The organism is Phyllobacterium sp. T2-21 (assembly GCF_055378485.1).
This window is the reverse complement of the sequence record NZ_AP027912.1, coordinates 3,642,621-3,663,928: the sequence shown is the minus strand read 5'-3', so window position 1 is coordinate 3,663,928 and position 21,308 is coordinate 3,642,621. Positions and strand designations below refer to the sequence as shown.

Below are 21,308 nucleotides of genomic sequence, written 5' to 3'. Positions count from 1 at the left end.
TCCTCCTTGCGCGTTGATAGCGTGGCATTTTCGCCTTGCCACTTGTAATGATACCGATAACATGCTTGATTGGAAAAACAAGCAGCAAAATTGACAAGCCGTCAGGGAATGCTGCCGAATGGTTTGAATAGGCTGCGGCTTGATGCTCCTGGACGGAATACTGTCGAAGACTCGTAGCGCAGTATCGCGGAATCAACAGGCTGAATGGAAATGTTATCGAGAACAATTGATACACACTGAGACTGGCGGGTGATGCTCGGGAGGCATCGCCGGAATCATGGACAACACGACAAGTGGAGGAGACAAGAATGGGTATTTCAAAATCATTGCGTGTGATGGTCGCGGCCGTCGGCCTTGCCGCTGCAGGGCTGTTTTCGGCAGTCGATGCCAATGCGGTCACGCTGAACGACATCACCTCGCGCGGCACCGTCCGAATCGGCGTGCTCACCGGCGCACCGCCGATGGGCATGGTCGACGAGAAGGGCAATCCGACGGGTTATGACGTCGATGTTGCCAACCTGATAGCCGGTTATCTCGGCGTGAAGGCAGAACTTGTGCCGCTGACGCCGCCATCGCGTATCCCGGCGCTGCAGACCGGCAAGGTCGATTTCCTCATTGCGACGCTTGCGCCAACGGGCGAACGCGCCAAGACGGTGATGTTCACCCAGCCCTACAGCGCTTTCAACATGGTGATCGTTTCCGGCAAGGACCAGAAATTCGCGGCCCTCTCTGAACTCGGCGGCAAGCGCGTCGCGGTCAATCGCGGTTCGTCACAGGAAGCGGCCTTGCGCAAAGTTGCCGTGCCGGGGCTCGAGCTCGTGGTCTACGAGGATGATTCGACCACGGCCCAGGCACTGATCGCCGGACAGGTCGATGCCGTCGCGCTGCCGTCGACGGTTGCCGACGCCGTGTTGAAGCAGCTGCCCGATGCCGGTCTGCAGGTTGGTTTCACCTTCTTCCGTCAGGGCAATTCCATGGCAACGGCGCTGCAGGATTTCGAGATGCGCCAGTGGCTCAATACGGCGATTTATCTGATGAAGAACTCCGGCGAGCTCGATGCCATTTCGGTCAAGTGGACCGGCCAGCCCATGCCGCAGCTGCCATCCTTCTGATCTGCCGCTCAATCGGTTCACCGGGCAAAGCCTGCCCGGTGCCATTTTCCAATGGAGACCGGAGATGTCCTACACCTTCCAGTTTGGCGTCATCGCCCAGTACCAGAATGAAATTCTGGCCGGCATATGGATGACGATCAAGCTTTCCGTGGCGTCGATCATCCTTGGTTGTGCCGCCGGTATTATCCTTGCGTCGATCCGCTCGATGAAAACAGGCATCGGCCGCATTCTCGTCGATGCCTATGTCGAGATCATCCGCAACACGCCGTTTCTCGTGCAGCTCTTCATTGTCTATTTCGGCCTGCCGGGGCTTGGATTGCGCGTCAGCGCGGTGACGGCTGCCCTGATCGGCATGACGATCAATCTCGCCGCCTATTCCACCGAGATCATCCGCGCCGGCATCGAATCCATTCACAAATCGCAGATCGAGGCGGGCGAGGCACTGGGCTTCACGCGGCTGCAGATTTACCGCCATGTCATCATCATGCCGGCCATTGCCAAGGTCTATCCGGCGCTGTGCAGCCAGTTTGTTCTGATGATGCTGGCGTCGTCAGTGTGCTCGGCGATCTCGACGAAGGAACTTGCGGCATCGGCCGCCTTCATCGAATCGCAGAGTTTCCGTTCCTTCGAAGTCTATATCGTCGTCACGCTCATCTATCTGGCGCTGGCGCTCGCCCTGCGCGGTGTGCTTGCCGTTATCGGACTGTGGTTGTTCGGCCGCCGCGTGGCGCGGCGAACCGCGGTCGCTCTTCCGGAGGTGCAGGCATGATTCTCCGTACCTTCGGTTTCAGCGAATTCGGCTTCCTTGTCTCGGCGCTGCTGTGGACGGTTGTCCTGACCATCATCGCGCTCAGCGGCGGCGGTCTTGTCGGCTTCGTCATCGCGCTTGCCCGCACCTCCCCGCACAAATGGCTGAGGATCGTGGCCGCAACCTATATCCAGATCATCCAGGGCATCCCGGTGCTGATGATCCTGTTCCTGTCCTATTACGGGCTGAGCCTCGCCGGGCTGCAGCTGCCGCCTCTCGTGGCAGCGGGCGCTTCGATGACGATTTACGCATCGGGCTATCTCGCCGAGATCTGGCGCGGCTGCATCCAGTCTGTGCCCAAGCCGCAATGGGAGGCGTCCGAATCGCTCGCCATGACGCGCGTGCAGCAATATCGCTATGTGATCCTGCCGCAGGCGCTGCGCATCTCCTTGCCGTCAACCGTCGGCTTTGCCGTGCAGGTGGTCAAGAATACGTCGATCACCTCGATCATCGGTTTTGTCGAACTCGCCCGTGCAGGCCAACTCATCAACAATGCGACGTTCCAGCCCTTCCGCGTGTTTCTTGCGGTCGCGGCGCTGTACTTCGTCGTCTGTTATCCGCTGTCCCAGCTGTCGCGTTGGCTGGAAAGGAGACTCCATGCCAGAAGTCATCGTTGAAAATGTCCATAAAAGCTTCGGCTCGGTCGAGGTGCTCAAAGGTGTCTCGCTGACCGTCGAGCGCGGCGAGGTGATCGCGCTGATCGGCCGGTCGGGTTCCGGCAAGAGCACGCTTTTGCGGTGCATCAACGGCCTGGAAAAGATCAATTCCGGTCGCATCGAGATTGCCGGCCACACGGTGAGCAGCGATCCCAGGCAGCTGCGGGAACTGCGCCGGGATGTCGGCATCGTCTTCCAGAGCTACAATCTTTTCCCGCATCTGAGCGTCGGCGACAACATCATGCTGGCGCCGAAGATCGTCAAGAATGTCGCCAGGGCACAGAGCCGCGAAACCGCGGAAAAGGTGCTGAAGCTCGTTGGTCTCTCGGAAAAATTCGATGCCTATCCGGATGAGCTGTCCGGCGGCCAGCAGCAGCGCGTCGCCATTGCCCGCTCCCTCGCCATGCAGCCGAAAGTGATGCTGTTCGACGAGGTGACATCTGCGCTCGATCCGGAACTGACCGAGGAAGTACTCAACGTCATGGAACAGCTGGCACGGGACGGCATGACGATGATTCTGGTGACGCATGAAATGGCTTTTGCCCGCCGGGTCGCGACCAGAACCATTTTCATGCACCAGGGCAAGATCTGGGAGGAGGGGCCGTCGAAACAACTCTTCAGCGATCCCAAGACGCCGGAGCTGCGCCAGTTCGTCAAAGCCGATGTCAAGTAAATCCATCCATTAGGGAATCCCATGATCATGCCGATCGATATTCTGCAGCTATGCCCGCTGATGCCCGCACTCGAAGCGGATCTTGCCAGGCACTATACCGTGCATCGTTGGTTTGAGACGACGGACCAGCCGGGCTTCCTGAAATCCCACGCGGATCGAATCCGCGGCGTGGTGACAGGCGGGCATATCGGCATTCCGACCGAGCTTGCGGCTCAATTGCCCAGGCTGGAAATCGTTTCGATCAATGGTGTCGGTTACGACAAGATCGACCTGAACGCGGCGCGCCAGCGCGGTTATCGCGTTGCCAATACACCGGATGTTCTGACCGCCGACGTAGCCGACCTAGCGCTTGGGCTGATCATCAATCTGGCGCGGCAGCTTGTTCTGGCCGACAATCATGTTCGTGCAGGCAACTGGCCAAAGGGTGAGCTCGGCCTCGGGCACCGGGTGACGGGCCGGCGCTACGGCATTTTCGGACTTGGCCGCATCGGCCAGGCCATCGCCAAACGCCTTGTCGCCTTTGACGGGCAGATTTCCTATTCGGGGCGCCGCAAGCTCGATGTTCCCTATACATTTTACCCGACGCTCGCGGAGCTTGCAGCCAATTGCGATGTGCTGATCATTGCGGCGGCCGCTTCGGCAGAGACCAGGCATGTGGTCGATGCCGATGTGCTGAAAGCCCTCGGGCCCAAAGGCAGCCTGATCAACATCGCCCGCGGTTCGCTTGTCGATGAAACCGCTCTCGTTACAGCCTTGCGGCATGGTACCATTGCGGGAGCCGGGCTCGATGTGTTCGCGGACGAGCCGCGTGTGCCGGAGGCGCTGTTCGCCATGAAGAATGTCGTGCTTTCGCCGCATGTGGCCAGTGCCACCCACGAGACACGCCGGGCGATGGCCGATCTTGTGCTTGCCAATCTGGAAGCGCAATTTGCCGGCAAGCCGCTGCCGGCAGCGGTTGTTTGACAGATATCGCGATAGACGGGGGAAGAGCCGCCATGGCCGATGCATCCACGATTGCCGTTATTGGCGCAGGGCTCATGGGCGCCGCGATTGCCACACGGCTCATCGAGACCGGCCATCCGGTCACAGTGTTTGACGTCGATGCGCAGAAGGTGGCGGCACTTGTGGCCAAAGGCGCCGCGGCAGCACTTTCGGTTGCCGCGGCCACGGCGCAAAGCCGGTTCGTCATTCTGAGTCTCAACCATGCCGATATTGTCCGGGCGGTCGTGTTCGGCGCGGATGGCGTGGCTGCTGCCGCCGGAGCGGGCAGACTGCTGATCGATATGTCGTCGATTGATCCGAAGGAAACCGCTGACATGGCGGCAGTGCTGGCGGAATCAACAGGAATGAAATGGCTGGATTGCCCTTTGTCCGGCGGTGTTCCCGGTGCGCTTGCTGGGCGATTGACCGTGATGGCTGGCGGCGATGCCGCCGATTTCGAGCGCGGCCGAATCGTCATGCAGCATCTCTGCGCCAACTATACGCTGATGGGGCCGAGCGGGGCGGGGCAGACGACGAAGCTGATCAACCAGCTGTTTTGCGCCGTGGCGTTCCAGGCGGTTGCCGAGGCGGTAAAGCTGGCGGAAGCGGGCGGCGTTGATCCGGCGCTGATACCGCAGGCGCTGGCGGGCGGGCGGGCCGACAACCGGATCATGCAGGAATTCATGGCGAAGTTTGCCGCGCGCGACTACACGCCGACCGGGCGCATCGACAACATGCTCAAGGATCTCGATTCGCTGCAGGCCTTTGCGCTGAAGACGAAGACGCCGTTGCCGATGACCGGTCAGGTCGTTGAAATTCACCGGCTGCTGTGCGCAGCCGGTCTAGGGGCGCGCGATTCAGCCGAGATGATGCGGTTGCTCGATGGGTTTTCCAGCTAGAATCACAGTTCCTGCGCTCTCAGCCATGCCACACTGGCCTCGACGATCTGCGTGATCGGATGCGCGACATCCTGCGTGAACACGAGTGGTTCACCCGTTGGCGATTCCAGCGTCGCCAATTGGCTGTCGAGCATGGACAGCGGCATGAAATGGCCGGTGCGCTTGCCCATGTGATCGCGCAAGACCGCCAGGCTGCCGTCGAGAAAGACAAAGGCGAGGGGCCCGCCCGCTTCCCGGCGCAGCCGTTCGCGATACATCGTCTTCAATGCGGAGCAGGACACGACCACGCCCTTTTCGGCCTTGGCAAGTTCGGCGCCGATCTTGTCGAGCCACGGCCAGCGGTCCTCGTCGGTCAGCGGGATACCCGCCGACATTTTCTTCACATTGCTTTCCGGATGCAGCATGTCGCCTTCAATGAACGGCAGGGACAGTGCCGCCGCGATGCCCTCTCCAACTGAAGATTTGCCGGAGCCGCTCACGCCCATGACGATCAGCCTGATCATAGGGACGCCGTGATGCCGCCATCGACATGGATGACCTGGCCGTTGACGAAGGATGATGCATCGCTGGCCAGAAACACCGCCGCACCGACCAGTTCCTCGACATTGCCCCATCGTCCCGCCGGGGTGCGCTTTTCCAGCCAGCCGGAGAATTCCGGATTGTCGATCAGCGCCTGATTGAGCGGCGTCTTGAAATAGCCGGGTGCGATGGCGTTGACCTGCAGGCCGTATTTGGCCCAGTCCGTGCACATGCCGCGCGTCAGGTTGCGGACGGCACCCTTGGTTGCGGTGTACGGCGCGATGGAAGGCCGCGCCAGTTCGCTTTGCACGGAGGCGATATTGATGATTTTTCCGCGTCCACGCTTGATCATGTGCTTTGCCACGCTCTGTCCGGCATAAAAGACACTGGAAATATTGGTCTGCAGCAGCAGCTGCCACTTGTCTTCGGGAAAGTCCTCAAGCGGCGTGCGGAACTGCATGCCGGCATTGTTGAACAGAATGTCGATCGCGCCAATATTTGTCTCGATCGTGTCGACGCCGGCCTTGACGCTTTCCAGGCTGGTCACGTCGAACGCGGCCGCATGGGCTTTATGGCTCGCTGCCCTGAGTTCGGCAACGGCGGCATCGACCTTTGCCGCATCGCGGCCATTGATGATGATTTCCGCGCCGTGTTCAGCCAATCCCTTGGCCAGGGCAAAGCCGATTCCCTGGCTTGATCCCGTAACGAGGGCGCGTTTTCCCTCCAGGCTGAACAATGGATAGGCCATTCTTTGTTTCCTCCGGTTCTGCGGAATTCCGATTGCGGGATGTCATCGCTTCCTTCTCCGCTTGACATAAATGTTATCGATAACATATGCAAGTATTCCGGTGTTATGGCGCTGAAATTGATCCCGGCCGTTGCGGCTGGAGGCTTGAAGCGCAAGGGGAGGAACGTATGAAGGCTGTTGTCATCCACGCGGCAAAGGACTTGCGCATCGAGGAACGCGATCCCGGCATTCCCGAAGCCGGGCAGGTGGATATTGCCGTTGAGGCCGGCGGTATATGCGGCTCGGACCTGCACTATTATAATCATGGCGGGTTCGGCACGATCCGGCTGCGCGAGCCGATGATCCTCGGCCACGAGATTGCCGGGACCATCAGGGCATTGGGGGCGGGGGTCAGTGGTCTTGCCGTCGGTGACCGGGTGGCGGTATCCCCCAGCCGTCCCTGCAACCATTGCGATTATTGCCTGCAAGGGCTGCAGAATCATTGTCTCAACATGCGCTTCTACGGCAGCGCCATGCCCATGCCGCATATCCAGGGCGCATTCCGCCAGCGGCTGATTGCCGAGGCCTGGCAATGCCACCGGGTGGCGGATGGCGTTTCGATCAACGAGGCGGCCTTTGCCGAACCCTTCGCCGTGACGCTGCATGCGGTCAAGCGCGCCGGTTCATTGCTTGGCAAGCGTGTTCTTGTTACCGGCTGTGGTCCGATTGGAGCGCTGACCATTCTGGCGGCGCGCGCGCATGGCGCCCGGGAGATTGTCGCGACCGACGTCATGGATGCGGTGCTGGTCAAGGCCCGGGAGATCGGGGCGGACCGGACCATCAATGTCGCCGACCATCCGGAGCAACTGGCAGCCTATTCCGCCAACAAGGGCTCGTTCGATGTAATGTTCGAGGCATCGGGCAATGAACGGGCGCTGCGTGCCGGGCTTGACGTCCTGCGTCCGCGCGGCATTCTCATGCAGCTCGGCCTTGGTGGGGACATCGCCATTCCGCAGAACCTGATCGTCTCCAAGGAAATCGATCTGCGCGGCTCCTTCCGCTTCCACGAGGAGTTCGGTCTGGCGGTTGATCTGATCGGCCGGAAAATTGTCGATGTGAAGCCGCTGCTCACCGGCATCTTCAGTCTTGACGAGGCGGTGCAGGCTTTTGAGACCGCGGGTGATCGCAGCCGTTCGATGAAGGTGCAGCTCGCCTTTGCCTGACATTCGTGCCGGGAATGCGTCAAATGTCCATTGAAACCGCTTTTCCCTATGTTAAGGTCCGGCGCCGCTTCCCCTTTGACAGAGCGTTGATGCTTTCGGGTCTATCGCCGGGGGATTGGTCGGCATAAGCGTTTCGGGAGAAGGCCGGTCGACGGCTGCAGCGTGACGGCCCTTGTGCCGTCATCAGGAAGGACAGAACATACCATGACAGTGCACCAGAACCTGATCGACGGCGCGTGGATCGGCGGCGATGCGATCGCCAACATCAACCCCTCCAACACCAATGACGTCGTTGGTCAATATGCGCGGGCGACAGCCGAAGACACGCTGAACGCCATTGCCGCGGCAAAGGCGGCATTCCCGGCCTGGTCGCGCTCCGGCATTCTTGAGCGTCACGCCATCCTGCGCAAGACCGCCGATGAGATCACCGCCCGCAAGGACGAGATCGGCCGGCTGTTGTCACGCGAGGAAGGCAAGACCCTGGCCGAAGGCATCGGCGAGACCGTGCGCGCCGCCCAGATTTTTGATTTCTTCGCCGGGGAAGTCCTGCGCCTGGCCGGCGAGGTTGTCCCCAGCGCCCGCCCGAACATCGGCGTGGAAGTTACCCGGGAAGCCGTGGGCGTGGTCGGCATTATCACACCGTGGAATTTCCCCATCGCCATCCCCGCCTGGAAGATTGCGCCGGCATTGGCCTATGGCAATACGGTGGTTTTCAAGCCTGCGGATCTGGTTCCCGGCTGTTCCTGGGCGATTGTCGATATACTGCACCGCGCCGGCCTGCCGAAGGGCGTGCTCAACCTCGTCATGGGCAAGGGTTCGGTTGTCGGCCAGACCATTCTCGACAGCGCCGATGTCAATGCCATCACCTTCACCGGTTCGGTGGGGACGGGCAAGCGCGTTGCTGCCGCCTCCATCGAACATATGCGCAAGTTCCAGCTGGAGATGGGCGGCAAGAACCCGTTTGTCGTGCTCGACGATGCGGATCTGACCGTGGCCGTCGAAGCCGCCGTCAACAGCGCCTTCTTCTCCACCGGCCAGCGCTGCACCGCGTCCTCGCGCATCATTGTCACCGAGGGCATCCACGACCGGTTCGTTGCGGCGGCAACCGAGCGCCTGAAGGGTGTCGTTGTCGATGACGCCCTGAAAGCCGGAACCCATATCGGGCCGGTGGTCGATCAGAGCCAGCTGAAGCAGGACGAGGACTATATCGCCATCGGCAAGTCCGAGGGCGCCAGGCTGGCCTTCGGCGGCGAACGGCTGGCCCGCGATAATCCCGGTTTCTACCTGCAGCCGGCACTGTTTACCGAGGCGACCAACCAGATGCGGATTTCCCGCGAGGAAATTTTCGGCCCTGTCGCCAGCGTGATCCGCGTCAAGGATTATGAGGAAGCGCTGCATACCGCGAACGATACGCCGTTCGGCCTGTCCTCGGGCATTGCGACAACCAGCCTGAAACACGCCACGCATTTCAAGCGCAATGCCGAAGCCGGCATGGTCATGGTCAACCTGCCGACGGCGGGCGTGGATTTCCACGTGCCGTTCGGCGGCCGCAAGGGCTCGAGCTATGGCCCGCGCGAGCAGGGCAAATACGCTGCTGAGTTCTATACGACCGTGAAGACGGCCTATACGCTGGCCTGACGGGCGCTTTCTCTATTTTCATGACAGACCGGTTTTTGACGGGCGGTGCGGTTGCACCGCCCGTTTTCATTGGCTTCTTGGTGTGGTGTCGGTTGAGTTATCCCCAGGGGTTGCTTGGTTGATTTGAGAAAGTTTTGTTTTGTGCGTTTTTTTGGAAAAGGCGTGTTGACAGTTTTGGTTGGTGGGGTCTATATACCGACACAACGAGGGCGGGGCGCCGCTGGCGGTTGCTGAATGCGCCCTAAAGGAAGCTCTCTGGTGGTTTTCGGATTGTTGCGCGAGTGACGATCCTTCGAGTAGGGTCTCGAAGGGATTGACGGTGTGGCCTTGTGGTCGTGCGGTTGGTTTTCGGGGTTGGACTTGGTGCCGGCTGGTTCCGGTTGACGGTGGTTTTTGCCATGGTCTGTTCTTTGACAATTTTATACAGAAGAAAGAGAAACGTGGGCGGCAGGGTCCTGCGGAACATCGGAAGATGTTCAACAGATACTTTGGCGGACACGTTTCGAGAGAAGATGTTACATGCGTCTGAGCAATCAGATGTAAGGTGTATATATGTTCTCGTCGATTCAACGGATTGAGGCTTCGGCTTTGATCCAAGCGTGACCAATATAGCCAATATCAAATTTTCAACTTGAGAGTTTGATCCTGGCTCAGAACGAACGCTGGCGGCAGGCTTAACACATGCAAGTCGAGCGCCCCGCAAGGGGAGCGGCAGACGGGTGAGTAACGCGTGGGAATCTACCCATCTCTACGGAATAACGCATGGAAACGTGTGCTAATACCGTATACGTCCTTCGGGAGAAAGATTTATCGGAGATGGATGAGCCCGCGTTGGATTAGCTAGTTGGTGGGGTAAAGGCCTACCAAGGCGACGATCCATAGCTGGTCTGAGAGGATGATCAGCCACACTGGGACTGAGACACGGCCCAGACTCCTACGGGAGGCAGCAGTGGGGAATATTGGACAATGGGCGCAAGCCTGATCCAGCCATGCCGCGTGAGTGATGAAGGCCCTAGGGTTGTAAAGCTCTTTCACCGGTGAAGATAATGACGGTAACCGGAGAAGAAGCCCCGGCTAACTTCGTGCCAGCAGCCGCGGTAATACGAAGGGGGCTAGCGTTGTTCGGATTTACTGGGCGTAAAGCGCACGTAGGCGGACTATTAAGTCAGGGGTGAAATCCCGGGGCTCAACCCCGGAACTGCCTTTGATACTGGTAGTCTTGAGTTCGAGAGAGGTGAGTGGAATTCCGAGTGTAGAGGTGAAATTCGTAGATATTCGGAGGAACACCAGTGGCGAAGGCGGCTCACTGGCTCGATACTGACGCTGAGGTGCGAAAGCGTGGGGAGCAAACAGGATTAGATACCCTGGTAGTCCACGCCGTAAACTATGAGAGCTAGCCGTCGGGCAGTATACTGTTCGGTGGCGCAGCAAACGCATTAAGCTCTCCGCCTGGGGAGTACGGTCGCAAGATTAAAACTCAAAGGAATTGACGGGGGCCCGCACAAGCGGTGGAGCATGTGGTTTAATTCGAAGCAACGCGCAGAACCTTACCAGCCCTTGACATCCCGATCGCGGTTACCAGAGATGGTTTCCTTCAGTTAGGCTGGATCGGTGACAGGTGCTGCATGGCTGTCGTCAGCTCGTGTCGTGAGATGTTGGGTTAAGTCCCGCAACGAGCGCAACCCTCGCCCTTAGTTGCCATCATTCAGTTGGGCACTCTAAGGGGACTGCCGGTGATAAGCCGAGAGGAAGGTGGGGATGACGTCAAGTCCTCATGGCCCTTACGGGCTGGGCTACACACGTGCTACAATGGTGGTGACAGTGGGCAGCGAGACCGCGAGGTCGAGCTAATCTCCAAAAGCCATCTCAGTTCGGATTGCACTCTGCAACTCGAGTGCATGAAGTTGGAATCGCTAGTAATCGTGGATCAGAATGCCACGGTGAATACGTTCCCGGGCCTTGTACACACCGCCCGTCACACCATGGGAGTTGGTTTTACCCGAAGGTGCTGTGCTAACCGCAAGGAGGCAGGCAACCACGGTAGGGTCAGCGACTGGGGTGAAGTCGTAACAAGGTAGCCGTAGGGGAACCTGCGGCTGGATCACCTCCTTTCTAAGGAGACGCGTGAACAGGTAACAGTTAGGCTGGTCTTTCACATGTCTATTAGAACAAAGGTTGCAAGCCAGTCAGCTTGACAACCGTGCATACAATGCAGGGACTGCCGCCTACGTTTCTCTTTCTTTGATGTTTTTGTAAGCGCTCACGCACGTGCGGTCCTTTGGACCTGTGCTCCGCGAGGGCGCGGCACGAGCCGCGACGGCCGGTCGGCCTCCTTTGGTGACCTACCGTCTAAGGACGGGCGCACGGCACGAGCTGCGACGCGTAAGCGCGCTGCATTTGACGGTTGATCCGCCAAATCAGGGCTTGTAGCTCAGTTGGTTAGAGCGCGCGCTTGATAAGCGTGAGGTCGGAGGTTCAAGTCCTCCCAGGCCCACCATATTCCTATACCTTTACGGGGGCGTAGCTCAGCTGGGAGAGCACCTGCTTTGCAAGCAGGGGGTCGTCGGTTCGATCCCGTCCGCCTCCACCAAGGTTCTTGGCAAGGTTCTTGGCAGATGGACGGAGCAAAAACATCATCTAAAGAAGCAAGTTTGCAGCTTGTGAGGCTTTGAGCCTTTCGGTTGCCTGTTCTGTATGAAATCGTGAAGAGAAGATAAATTCGGATTGTTCCGGATGTTCAAGGGTTTGCACCTTCTGGTGCGGGTCCGCCGGCCTTCGGGCCATGAACGCCGGAAAATGTCGCAAGGGATGCTCATCAAAAGCCCTTGCAGAAGATTGGCCGCTTAACCGCAGAGCCATCGGATTTATCTCGAGAAGCTGGTCTTTTTTGTCAAATCGATTGTTGCTGAATGTTTGGTTGTCCATTGGTATCCCCCATGGAGACGAAATGTTCGTGAAGGCAAGGATGGATATTGGCAATGAGAATGATCAAGTGTCTTAAGGGCATTTGGTGGATGCCTTGGCATGCACAGGCGATGAAGGACGTGATACGCTGCGATAAGCGTCGGGGAGGTGCGAATACCCTTTGATCCGACGATTTCCGAATGGGGAAACCCACCTTAGATATCTAGAAAATTATTTTGGTTGGAAGATTGATCACAACCATTGGACGGGCTGCCTTCCCAGAAGGACGCGCCCATACAGACCGCTCGGTCGTCGGCCACTTTTGGCCGCCCCAGCGGAGCGCCAGTCCGAAGGACGTACGGCGCGTGAGCGATCGGTAGAACCAAAATAATTTCTAGATATCAAAATAAGGTATCTAACTTTCGAATACATAGGGGTTAGAAGCGAACCCGGGGAACTGAAACATCTAAGTACCCGGAGGAAAGGACATCAAACGAGACTCCGTAAGTAGTGGCGAGCGAACGCGGACCAGGCCAGTGGCTTTTATGAGACAAGTGGAACACCTTGGAAAGGGTGACCGAAGTGGGTGATAGTCCCGTACACGTAATGCGAATAAAAGTCCTTGAGTAGGGCGGGACACGTGAAATCCTGTCTGAACATGGGGAGACCACTCTCCAAGCCTAAGTACTCGTGCATGACCGATAGCGAACCAGTACCGTGAGGGAAAGGTGAAAAGCACCCCGACAAGGGGAGTGAAAGAGATCCTGAAACCGAATGCCTACAAACAGTTGGAGCCCAAGATTTGTTCTGGGTGACAGCGTACCTTTTGTATAATGGGTCAGCGACTTAGTCTGACGAGCAAGCTTAAACCGGTAGGTGTAGGCGCAGCGAAAGCGAGTCTGAACAGGGCGTTCAGTTCGTCGGATTAGACCCGAAACCAAGTGATCTAGCCATGAGCAGGTTGAAGGTAAGGTAACACTTACTGGAGGACCGAACCCGCATCTGTTGCAATAGATTGGGATGACTTGTGGCTAGGGGTGAAAGGCCAATCAAACTTGGAGATAGCTGGTTCTCCGCGAAATCTATTTAGGTAGAGCGTCGATCGAATACCTTCGGGGGTAGAGCACTGGATGGGCTAGGGGATCTCACCGATTTACCAAACCTAACCAAACTCCGAATACCGAAGAGTACTAATCGGCAGACACACGGCGGGTGCTAACGTCCGTCGTGAAGAGGGCAACAACCCTGACCACCATCTAAGGTCCCTAAGTTATGGCTAAGTGGGAAAGGATGTGAGGATCCCAAAACAACCAGGATGTTGGCTTAGAAGCAGCCATCATTTAAAGAAAGCGTAACAGCTCACTGGTCTAAATAAGGGTCTTTGCGCCGAAAATGTACCGGGGCTAAAGCCATACACCGAAGCTGTGGATTCTTTGGAACCTTCGGGTTCCCGGGAGTGGTAGCGGAGCGTTCTGTAAGCCGTTGAAGAGAGACCCGTGAGGGCTCTTGGAGGTATCAGAAGTGAGAATGCTGACATGAGTAACGATAAAGGGAGTGAGAGACTCCCTCGCCGAAAGTCCAAGGGTTCCTGCTTAAAGTTAATCTGAGCAGGGTTAGCCGGCCCCTAAGGCGAGGCCGAAAGGCGTAGTCGATGGGAACCACGTTAATATTCGTGGGCCTGCGGGTAGTGACGGATCGCGTATGTTGTTCTTCCTTATTGGATTGGAAGGGCTTCGAAGCGGTTCCAGGAAATAGCTCCCGCGTATAGACCGTACCCTAAACCGACACTGGTGGACTGGTAGAGAATACCAAGGCGCTTGAGAGAACTGCGTTGAAGGAACTCGGCAAATTGCACGCGTAACTTCGGAAGAAGCGTGACCCTTATGTACGCAAGTATGTGAGGGTGGCACAGACCAGGGGGTAGCGACTGTTTACCAAAAACACAGGGCTCTGCGAAGTCGCAAGACGACGTATAGGGTCTGACGCCTGCCCGGTGCTGGAAGGTTAAGAGGAGAGGTGCAAGCTTTGAATCGAAGCCCCAGTAAACGGCGGCCGTAACTATAACGGTCCTAAGGTAGCGAAATTCCTTGTCGGGTAAGTTCCGACCTGCACGAATGGCGTAACGACTTCCCCGCTGTCTCCAACGCAGACTCAGTGAAATTGAATTCCCCGTGAAGATGCGGGGTTCCTGCGGTTAGACGGAAAGACCCCGTGCACCTTTACTATAGCTTTACACTGGCATTCGTGTCGGCATGTGTAGGATAGGTGGTAGACTTTGAAGCGGGGGCGCCAGCCTTCGTGGAGTCATCCTTGAAATACCACCCTTACCTATATGGATGTCTAACCGCGGTCCGTTATCCGGATCCGGGACAGTGTATGGTGGGTAGTTTGACTGGGGCGGTCGCCTCCTAAAGAGTAACGGAGGCGCGCGATGGTGGGCTCAGACCGGTCGGAAATCGGTCGTCGAGTGCAATGGCATAAGCCCGCCTGACTGCGAGACTGACAAGTCGAGCAGAGACGAAAGTCGGTCATAGTGATCCGGTGGTCCCGCGTGGAAGGGCCATCGCTCAACGGATAAAAGGTACGCCGGGGATAACAGGCTGATGACCCCCAAGAGTCCATATCGACGGGGTTGTTTGGCACCTCGATGTCGACTCATCGCATCCTGGGGCTGGAGCAGGTCCCAAGGGTATGGCTGTTCGCCATTTAAAGCGGTACGTGAGTTGGGTTCAGAACGTCGTGAGACAGTTCGGTCCCTATCTGCCGTGGGTGTAGGAATATTGACAGGATCTGTCCCTAGTACGAGAGGACCGGGATGGACGTATCTCTGGTGGACCTGTTGTGGCGCCAGCCGCATAGCAGGGTAGCTATATACGGACGGGATAACCGCTGAAGGCATCTAAGCGGGAAACCCACCTGAAAACGAGTATTCCCTTGAGAGCCGTGGAAGACCACCACGTTGATAGGCCGGGTGTGGAAGTGCGGCAACGCATGAAGCTTACCGGTACTAATAGCTCGATTGGCTTGATCATTCTCATTACTTATATCCATCGCGAAGCGATGAATTGACTGTCTCACGCGCCGTATCGCCCCTTTGGGGCGGGCGCTGCGACGGCGCGCCGGACGTCCGGCGACGACCTAGCGGTCTGTATAGGTACTTTCTGGAACTTCGGTTCTAGGAAAAGCTCCAAATACAGCACGATAGTGCGTCGCGGCTCGTGCCGCGCCCCCGCGGAGCACAGCCCGATAGGGCTGATATGCGTGAGCGACATTCAACACAAACAAAACCAGCTTCTCTTTCATCGTTGCTTTTTGCTGACCTGGTGGTTACAGCGGAGCGGCTGCACCCGATCCCATTCCGAACTCGGCCGTGAAACGCTCCAGCGCCAATGGTACTTCGTCTCAAGACGCGGGAGAGTAGGTCGCTGCCAGGTCTGCCAAACGCAACATGAAATCATAATCTCTCCACATCCCATACGTTCCAATCAACAGGCCGCATCAAGCGGCCTTTTGCTTTTGCAATAACACCAATGTAAGAGCATAATTACTCTCATCGCCAAGCGGCGATATGGTGGCGCGGGGTGGAGCAGCCCGGTAGCTCGTCAGGCTCATAACCTGAAGGTCACAGGTTCAAATCCTGTCCCCGCAACCAACCAAAGCCCTCACAACACAATCTCAAAACACCCAGTCTCACGTCAGGCGAAGAACCTGAAGCCTGAGCGCGGCCGCCCAAAGCCAGGGAAAACACTCAACCAGACCGTTTTAAGGCCGAACGGACAAAGCCGCGCACCGCAACCAACAAACAAAAACAAACTTCTCGCATAGCGCACACCGTCAGGCTTAGAACCCGAATCGACGGCTTCAATGCTTGATGTCAGCTATTGAGCACAGGTTTTAAACGGCAATTTTGAGGGCGCTCTTTCGATAATTTGAAGATCAAGCGGAGAGAGCCTGCGAGCGAGATTGAAGCCAGCGCAAGGATGTTGGCGCTCGCGCTCTCAAAACGGGAAGCAGGGCGAAAGTGGGACGAACTGCAGACTCTGATCGCCGGAAAGTAGGCAAGCGACACGGAATATGACGTGTTGCAGTTCAAGCGGCTGGCCGGAACCATCAATGTCACTTCCGGAACAGATCGTAGCGTTTTTAGGTTCACTCCGGCGTCGCAGCTATTCAAGAAAAGTATAAAGCAATTGCAGCGCCTGCGGTCTGATTGCTGTCTAAAGGTCGGTCATATCCAATGTTACATTGATTTTGCTTTTGTGTTTGGCCCGCTGCAGTTGTGCGTTCTCCTTCGTGAAACATAACCCCTGTAGCTTGTAGCGTCGTGCGCATAGGGCCGCGACTTTTCAGGAGAACGATCATGGCACAACTGCAGCAAATGCCGCTGGCCGGAGGCATTCGTACATGGCTCAACGACGGTTCCAAGATGCCGCCGTGGGTTTGTGATCGAATAACGGACGACAAGTCGCCCAACGGATCCTTCCTGATCCCGACACCTCTCGGTACAACTCGTGTCCATGCTGGACATGTTGTCATCGAGCATTGTGGCAAGTTATGGTGCCGCGAACCGAAAGAGGTTCCTGAACTTCTGGCAGGCTTCACCACCGAAGTCGTTCCGGAAATCACTGCCATCGGCCCTGGAAAATCTGCTCAGTTCGGTATAAAAAGCAAAGCTGGTTCTGGCCGAAAGCCTGGAAGCGAGCGGAAGATAGCCTTTGGCGCACCACGTGGCACTATGCCAAGTATCGAATGGGTGCATATTACTTCTCTGGCAGTCGACAGTTCCTATCAGCGGTCAATCGACAACGACGGGTCGCGCCGCCTTATCGCTAGCATCGCTGCTAACTTCGATTGGCGGCTTTGTGCGCCTTTGATGGTTTCGCGACGGCCTGACGGTTCGAAGGTGATCATCGATGGACAGCATCGATGGGCTGCAGCAACGCGTCGGGGAGATTTGCCGCAGTTGCCTTGTTGCCTCTTCACCTACGATAGCCCCGAAGACGAAGCTCGGATGTTTATTGTTGCAAACAGGGCGCGCAAGGCGATGAACCGTATGGATGACTTCCACGCGGCCCTTGCTGCGGGCGACGAAGATGCTTTGGATATTCAACGGCTTGTGTCCGAAGCAGGATTGACTATTGCCCGAAGCACTTCGTCAACAGCGTGGAAGCCGAGAGATGTCACTTTTACGTCTTCGATTGCCGTCGCGCTTCGTAGGCATGGTGACGCAGTCGTTTCGGCTGCCCTGACTTGCATGGCTGAAGCTTACAAGGATGAACCACTTACACACGGTGCTTCGATTTTCGGTGCGCTCGTGCGCATTTTTGCCAATCCACCCGAGGGCTTTGACGCCGATGAACTCGTACCGACATTGAGGCGATTTCCCATGGCAGAACTCAGCAAGATGGTTCGAGATCATAAGGGAGGTGATGCCCGTGTGTCCGCATTATCGAAAGTTGTCATTAAGGCGCTGAACGGGGCAGATGAATGACTATTTGATAATTGTCTGTCGCGCTTCATGGGGGGCGCGGCAGGCTGTACTTCATGCGTTCAGGTGATAGTGTTTTCTCGGAGTCAGCATGGTGGCCGAGCTCATCTGTCGTGCTGTAGCAAAGGCGAACGGCGTGATCGTAATCGGGCACATACTTTGGAAAAGGAAACGGCATTACAAATGTTACGGCTCTCGCAAGCGGATAATGTGGCCAGCGCCTAGGGCAAGAGGAAGTACTACCAGTAAGTGTCCGGCCTCTAATTGCAACGTATCCTTCGTCTCAGAGATGCTCTAAGTTTTTGCCTGGTGCGATCGGTTTGCTTATAGCGCCAAGTTAACAACGCAACTTGCGAAAATGCGCTAGCGCGATGCTCCTATAGGCTCCGTTGCGCAATGGGCCGCTACGGTCTCGCCGGTAAGAAGAATTTTTAGTAGAGCACGGGACGGTTGCGATGATCGCAAGTAAAGATGGTTGCACATTCCAGCAACCAACAAAATCCTGCCCACACAAGCTGAAAACACGTAATCTCACATCAGGCTCAAAATCTGAAGGCTGAGCGCGGCCGCCCAAAGCCCGGGAAAACAGTCCAGTGGACTGTTTTAAGTCCGAACGCCAAAAGCCACTCCACAAAACTAAAACTCAAAAGCCAGATTCTAACAAAACACAAACATTAACCCCGCTCCCGCGGGGCTTTGTCGTTTAAAGAATGCGCAAAAATACTAGCGCAGCCTATGCCGTGATATCGACAACCCCGCAGTCGCCGCTCTCGCTGCCGAACACCAGGCGGTGTCCGGTTCTGTCCCAGTCCATGGACGAAACCGCGCCCTTGCCGGGGCGGCGCAGCAGCACTTCCTTCTGATCGCCAAAGCGTCCGACGAGGATCATGCCGTCGGCATAGCCGATGGCGACGATATCCTCGACGGGATGACAGGCCACTGCCGTCACCGCGCTGTCGCCGCGGGTTCCCAGCTCCAGCGGCGCCTTGCCCATCGGGCCGTCTTTGCCGGAAAACGGCCAGACGACCGTTGCCGGGGCGCCCGATGTCGCCAGCCATTTGCCCTTCGGGCTCCACGACCAGCTTTTGACCTTGTTGGGATACCCAGTCATGCGCATGTGGCGGTTGTCTTCCAGGCGCCAGCCATGCAGGGCATTTTCCTGCATGGAGGTAACGAGAAAACGGTTGTCGGGTGAAAAGATCACCGAGACATGGGCACCCTTCCATTCAAGCTCGGTCGGCGTGCCGTTGGTCGCCGGCCAATGCAGCGTCACGCCATTGTAGCGCGCGACCGCCAGCCGCATGCCCTTGGGCGCAAAGGCAAGCCCTTCGACGCTGCGTTCATGGGTGAATTCACGCACCGATCCGTCGGTTGCACGCACCCAGGCAGTCTTTCCCGATGCATAGGCCACGGCGCCATTCGGTGCCGCCGCCAGCGCCGTCATCCACTTGCGCGGTATCCTGCTGAGTTCGGTGACTTCACCATTCAGGCCGATCGAACAGACCCGGCCATCCTCGCCGCTTGTAAGCAATGACTTACCATCGACGGATGGTACGGCGCAAAGCAGGCCGTCATGGGCCTCCACGGTCTTGTGGCCATTGTCGAGCCGATGCACGCTGCCGTCGGCAAGCGCGAAGAACGGGACATCCTGGATAAAGCGCGCGTCAACGCAATGGCCGGCGAGGTCTAGCGGGGCAATGGTCGGCATCAGGCAAGGCAGCTTTCAAGTCCGGATTTCAGCGCATCATGGTCGAGTTCACGGCCGATGAAGACAAGGCGGCTTTCGCGCTTTTCGTTGTCTTTCCACGCGCGCTGATGATCGCCCTCGATGATCATATGGACGCCCTGGATGACATAGCGCTCGTGATCGTTCCGGAAGGCGAGAATGCCCTTGAGGCGCAGGATGTTCGGGCCCTGTTCCTGGGTGATCTTCTGCACCCACGGGAAGAACTTGTCGGGATTGAGCTCGCCGACGCGCAAGGAGACCGAGACGACCGTTGTGTCATGAATCGGCGATGCATGATCATGGTGGTGATGGTGGTCATGCCCATGGTCATGATCGTGATGATGATGCGCATGATCGTGATCATGATCGCAATCGGGCCCGCAGGCATGATCGGGGTGATCGTGGTCGAGGAAATGCGGATCGTTCTCCAAGGCGCGCGTCAGGTCGAAAGCGCCGCGGTCAAGCACCCGCGTCAGGTCAATGTCGGCGCGCTCGGTCCGGTGGATGACGGCATAGGGGTTGATGGCGCGCACCGTGGCTTCGACGGCGGCGAGTTCCTCCGGCGTGACCAGGTCGGTCTTGTTGAGCAGAACGACGTCGGCAAAGGCAATCTGGTCTTCCGCCTCGCGGCTGTCCTTCAGGCGCAGCGGCAGGTGCTTGGCGTCGACGAGCGCCACAACGGCATCCAGCATGGTCTTGCTGCGCACATCGTCATCCATGAAGAAGGTCTGGGCGACAGGGACGGGATCGGCAAGGCCGGTTGTTTCGACGATGATGGCATCGAAACGGCCGGGACGGCGCATCAGGCCCTCGACCACGCGGATCAGGTCGCCGCGCACGGTGCAGCAGATGCAGCCATTGTTCATTTCGTAGATTTCTTCGTCGGATTCGACGATGAGATCATTGTCGATGCCGATCTCACCGAACTCATTGACGATGACCGCATAGCGTTTGCCGTGATCTTCGCTGAGAATGCGGTTGAGCAGCGTCGTCTTGCCGGAGCCGAGATAGCCGGTGAGCACGGTGACGGGGATCTGGGGGATGCGCGCCGCATCCGGCGCAGCACTGGTGGTCGTTTGAGCTTCACTCATCGTGTGCCTCTTTGAATGGATGAACACAGGATATAGGTGATCGCCGCCGCTTTTGCTACATCAACTGTATTCAATTGCATGAATGGTTTGTTCAACCGGATTGAGCCTGTCAAGGCCGCAAAGCCGAAACGTCGAAGCGGTCGACATCCTCAAGCAGTTCAATGATGCCTTGCACACTGTGCGCAATGATCTGTTCGCCCGCTTCTGCGGTGGCGCGGGCGGCGTTGCCGGCAACGCCCAGCCGGTTGAGATCCGACATCTTCCAGCCAAAGGCATGCGGGCCGTAGGCGCGCAGGTGCTTGTAGTCCCGGATATAGGCGCGTTGGTTCGAATCAAAGTCCCGCGCCTTTGTCATATCAACTGTTTCCGGGTAGAGCGCCAGCATCACCGATGTTTCGATAAAGCCGCCATGAATGTCGAGCGCCTTGTCTTCCGGCGAAATCAAGCCATCCGGCAAACCAAACCGCGTCCAGCTTGTTGCCACGGCAAGCATATTGCAATGCACGCGCAGTTCCGTCGCGACGATGGTCATCAGCGGCGCGTTGCCGCCATGGGCGTTGAGGATCACCAGTTTGGACTGGCCGCGACCGGCAACCTGCCTGCCGATGTCGATCCAGCGGCGGACAGCCGCATCGAAGGCGAGGGTCTTCGTGCCGTCGACATCTATATGCTCGATGGAGTAGCCGACGGGTTCAACCGGCAGGATGTCGACGGCAAGTGTGGGGGGAAGTGCCCGTTTCAGCCGTTCCGTCAACCCTTGCGCGATCAGCGTGTCGGTGTCGAAGGGCAGATGCGGACCGTGCTGCTCGTGGGCACCAAGCGGAAGAAGGGCAATGGTTCTGGCGGAAGAAGCGGGCATGGGT

At 57.6% G+C, this 21,308-nt stretch carries 15 protein-coding genes, 3 tRNA genes and 3 rRNA genes; 15 read left to right on the top strand and 6 right to left on the bottom strand.

Features of this window, described 5'->3' with window-relative positions:
• The first annotated feature begins 308 nt into the window (after nucleotides 1-308).
• From ACZ5FP_RS18125 to ACZ5FP_RS18100, 6 genes are all read left to right on the top strand, one after another.
• The gene (locus ACZ5FP_RS18125) at nucleotides 309-1,112 is read left to right on the top strand and encodes a transporter substrate-binding domain-containing protein (protein ID WP_223616119.1); all 804 of its coding nucleotides are present in this window, start codon (nucleotides 309-311) and stop codon (nucleotides 1,110-1,112) included.
• Nucleotides 1,113-1,176: 64 nt separating this feature from the next.
• Entirely contained in the window at nucleotides 1,177-1,881 is a 705-nt protein-coding gene (locus ACZ5FP_RS18120; RefSeq protein WP_464661494.1) for an amino acid ABC transporter permease, read from the top strand.
• Nucleotides 1,878-2,537 (top strand): amino acid ABC transporter permease, encoded by a 660-nt coding sequence (locus ACZ5FP_RS18115; protein ID WP_464661493.1) that lies wholly within the window; start codon nucleotides 1,878-1,880, stop codon nucleotides 2,535-2,537. The genes ACZ5FP_RS18120 and ACZ5FP_RS18115 overlap by 4 nt, the downstream gene beginning before the upstream one ends.
• The gene (locus tag ACZ5FP_RS18110) at nucleotides 2,518-3,249 is read left to right on the top strand and encodes an amino acid ABC transporter ATP-binding protein (protein ID WP_464661492.1); all 732 of its coding nucleotides are present in this window, start codon (nucleotides 2,518-2,520) and stop codon (nucleotides 3,247-3,249) included. Before ACZ5FP_RS18115 ends, ACZ5FP_RS18110 begins: the two co-directional genes overlap by 20 nt.
• Before the next feature lie 27 nt (nucleotides 3,250-3,276).
• Entirely contained in the window at nucleotides 3,277-4,212 is a 936-nt protein-coding gene (locus ACZ5FP_RS18105) for a 2-hydroxyacid dehydrogenase (RefSeq protein ID WP_464661491.1), read from the top strand.
• 32 nt (nucleotides 4,213-4,244) lie between these two features.
• Nucleotides 4,245-5,129: an NAD(P)-dependent oxidoreductase gene (locus tag ACZ5FP_RS18100; protein ID WP_464661490.1), complete on the top strand. Its 885-nt coding sequence runs from the start codon at nucleotides 4,245-4,247 to the stop codon at nucleotides 5,127-5,129.
• Nucleotides 5,130-5,131: 2 nt separating this feature from the next.
• On the opposite strand, the gene ACZ5FP_RS18095 is transcribed toward ACZ5FP_RS18100, so the two are convergent.
• Both ACZ5FP_RS18095 and ACZ5FP_RS18090 read right to left on the bottom strand, forming a co-directional pair.
• A complete protein-coding gene (locus ACZ5FP_RS18095; protein ID WP_464661489.1) occupies nucleotides 5,132-5,632 on the bottom strand; it encodes a gluconokinase in 501 nt (166 codons plus the stop codon).
• A complete protein-coding gene (locus ACZ5FP_RS18090) occupies nucleotides 5,629-6,396 on the bottom strand; it encodes an SDR family oxidoreductase (protein WP_464661488.1) in 768 nt (255 codons plus the stop codon). The genes ACZ5FP_RS18095 and ACZ5FP_RS18090 overlap by 4 nt, the downstream gene beginning before the upstream one ends.
• 167 nt (nucleotides 6,397-6,563) lie before the next feature.
• Between ACZ5FP_RS18090 and ACZ5FP_RS18085 the strand changes: the two genes are divergently transcribed.
• From ACZ5FP_RS18085 to ACZ5FP_RS18065, 5 genes are all read left to right on the top strand, one after another.
• Nucleotides 6,564-7,598, top strand: a complete 1,035-nt coding sequence (locus tag ACZ5FP_RS18085; RefSeq protein ID WP_464661487.1) for an L-idonate 5-dehydrogenase — start codon at nucleotides 6,564-6,566, stop codon at nucleotides 7,596-7,598.
• A 204-nt stretch (nucleotides 7,599-7,802) separates the two neighbouring features.
• Nucleotides 7,803-9,236: an aldehyde dehydrogenase family protein gene (locus tag ACZ5FP_RS18080; protein WP_464661486.1), complete on the top strand. Its 1,434-nt coding sequence runs from the start codon at nucleotides 7,803-7,805 to the stop codon at nucleotides 9,234-9,236.
• A gap of 627 nt (nucleotides 9,237-9,863) precedes the next feature.
• A 16S ribosomal RNA gene (locus ACZ5FP_RS18075) occupies nucleotides 9,864-11,348 on the top strand.
• 308 nt (nucleotides 11,349-11,656) lie between these two features.
• A tRNA-Ile gene (locus tag ACZ5FP_RS18070) sits at nucleotides 11,657-11,733 on the top strand.
• A gap of 17 nt (nucleotides 11,734-11,750) precedes the next feature.
• Nucleotides 11,751-11,826: transfer RNA gene (locus ACZ5FP_RS18065), tRNA-Ala, on the top strand.
• Between the two features lie 47 nt (nucleotides 11,827-11,873).
• Here ACZ5FP_RS18065 and ACZ5FP_RS18060 read toward each other — a convergent pair.
• Nucleotides 11,874-12,161 (bottom strand): hypothetical protein, encoded by a 288-nt coding sequence (locus tag ACZ5FP_RS18060; RefSeq protein WP_464661485.1) that lies wholly within the window; start codon nucleotides 12,159-12,161, stop codon nucleotides 11,874-11,876.
• Nucleotides 12,162-12,222: 61 nt separating this feature from the next.
• Between ACZ5FP_RS18060 and ACZ5FP_RS18055 the strand changes: the two genes are divergently transcribed.
• The 4 genes from ACZ5FP_RS18055 (at nucleotide 12,223) to ACZ5FP_RS18040 (ending at nucleotide 17,631) form a co-directional block, all read left to right on the top strand.
• Nucleotides 12,223-15,172: ribosomal RNA gene (locus ACZ5FP_RS18055) — 23S ribosomal RNA — on the top strand.
• A gap of 287 nt (nucleotides 15,173-15,459) precedes the next feature.
• Nucleotides 15,460-15,574 (top strand): 5S ribosomal RNA (gene rrf / locus ACZ5FP_RS18050).
• The 16S, 23S and 5S rRNA genes sit together here with 3 tRNA genes alongside, the layout of an rRNA operon.
• 141 nt (nucleotides 15,575-15,715) lie before the next feature.
• Nucleotides 15,716-15,792 (top strand) — tRNA-Met (locus ACZ5FP_RS18045).
• Between the two features lie 708 nt (nucleotides 15,793-16,500).
• Entirely contained in the window at nucleotides 16,501-17,631 is a 1,131-nt protein-coding gene (locus ACZ5FP_RS18040) for a DUF6551 family protein (RefSeq protein WP_464661484.1), read from the top strand.
• 730 nt (nucleotides 17,632-18,361) lie between these two features.
• Here ACZ5FP_RS18040 and ACZ5FP_RS18035 read toward each other — a convergent pair.
• From ACZ5FP_RS18035 to ACZ5FP_RS18025, 3 genes are all read right to left on the bottom strand, one after another.
• Nucleotides 18,362-19,336, bottom strand: a complete 975-nt coding sequence (locus ACZ5FP_RS18035) for a WD40 repeat domain-containing protein (protein ID WP_464661483.1) — start codon at nucleotides 19,334-19,336, stop codon at nucleotides 18,362-18,364.
• Nucleotides 19,336-20,445, bottom strand: coding sequence for a CobW family GTP-binding protein (locus ACZ5FP_RS18030; protein ID WP_464661482.1), 1,110 nt, complete (start codon nucleotides 20,443-20,445; stop codon nucleotides 19,336-19,338). Before ACZ5FP_RS18030 ends, ACZ5FP_RS18035 begins: the two co-directional genes overlap by 1 nt.
• 109 nt (nucleotides 20,446-20,554) lie before the next feature.
• The gene (locus ACZ5FP_RS18025) at nucleotides 20,555-21,304 is read right to left on the bottom strand and encodes a creatininase family protein (protein WP_464661481.1); all 750 of its coding nucleotides are present in this window, start codon (nucleotides 21,302-21,304) and stop codon (nucleotides 20,555-20,557) included.
• Nucleotides 21,305-21,308 lie beyond the last annotated feature (4 nt).

Bases quoted from the DNA above. Each gene is read 5' to 3' on its own strand.
- ACZ5FP_RS18040 (WP_464661484.1), top strand. From the start codon at position 16,501: ATGGCACAACTGCAGCAAATGCCGCTGGCCGGAGGCATTCGTACATGG.
- ACZ5FP_RS18125 (WP_223616119.1), top strand. From the start codon at position 309: ATGGGTATTTCAAAATCATTGCGTGTGATGGTCGCGGCCGTCGGCCTT.
- ACZ5FP_RS18035 (WP_464661483.1), bottom strand. From the start codon at position 19,336: ATGCCGACCATTGCCCCGCTAGACCTCGCCGGCCATTGCGTTGACGCG.
- ACZ5FP_RS18100 (WP_464661490.1), top strand. From the start codon at position 4,245: ATGGCCGATGCATCCACGATTGCCGTTATTGGCGCAGGGCTCATGGGC.
- ACZ5FP_RS18115 (WP_464661493.1), top strand. From the start codon at position 1,878: ATGATTCTCCGTACCTTCGGTTTCAGCGAATTCGGCTTCCTTGTCTCG.
- ACZ5FP_RS18085 (WP_464661487.1), top strand. From the start codon at position 6,564: ATGAAGGCTGTTGTCATCCACGCGGCAAAGGACTTGCGCATCGAGGAA.
- ACZ5FP_RS18080 (WP_464661486.1), top strand. From the start codon at position 7,803: ATGACAGTGCACCAGAACCTGATCGACGGCGCGTGGATCGGCGGCGAT.
- ACZ5FP_RS18060 (WP_464661485.1), bottom strand. From the start codon at position 12,161: ATGGACAACCAAACATTCAGCAACAATCGATTTGACAAAAAAGACCAG.
- ACZ5FP_RS18025 (WP_464661481.1), bottom strand. From the start codon at position 21,304: ATGCCCGCTTCTTCCGCCAGAACCATTGCCCTTCTTCCGCTTGGTGCC.
- ACZ5FP_RS18120 (WP_464661494.1), top strand. From the start codon at position 1,177: ATGTCCTACACCTTCCAGTTTGGCGTCATCGCCCAGTACCAGAATGAA.
- ACZ5FP_RS18030 (WP_464661482.1), bottom strand. From the start codon at position 20,445: ATGAGTGAAGCTCAAACGACCACCAGTGCTGCGCCGGATGCGGCGCGC.
- ACZ5FP_RS18110 (WP_464661492.1), top strand. From the start codon at position 2,518: ATGCCAGAAGTCATCGTTGAAAATGTCCATAAAAGCTTCGGCTCGGTC.
- ACZ5FP_RS18105 (WP_464661491.1), top strand. From the start codon at position 3,277: ATGCCGATCGATATTCTGCAGCTATGCCCGCTGATGCCCGCACTCGAA.
- ACZ5FP_RS18090 (WP_464661488.1), bottom strand. From the start codon at position 6,396: ATGGCCTATCCATTGTTCAGCCTGGAGGGAAAACGCGCCCTCGTTACG.
- ACZ5FP_RS18095 (WP_464661489.1), bottom strand. From the start codon at position 5,632: ATGATCAGGCTGATCGTCATGGGCGTGAGCGGCTCCGGCAAATCTTCA.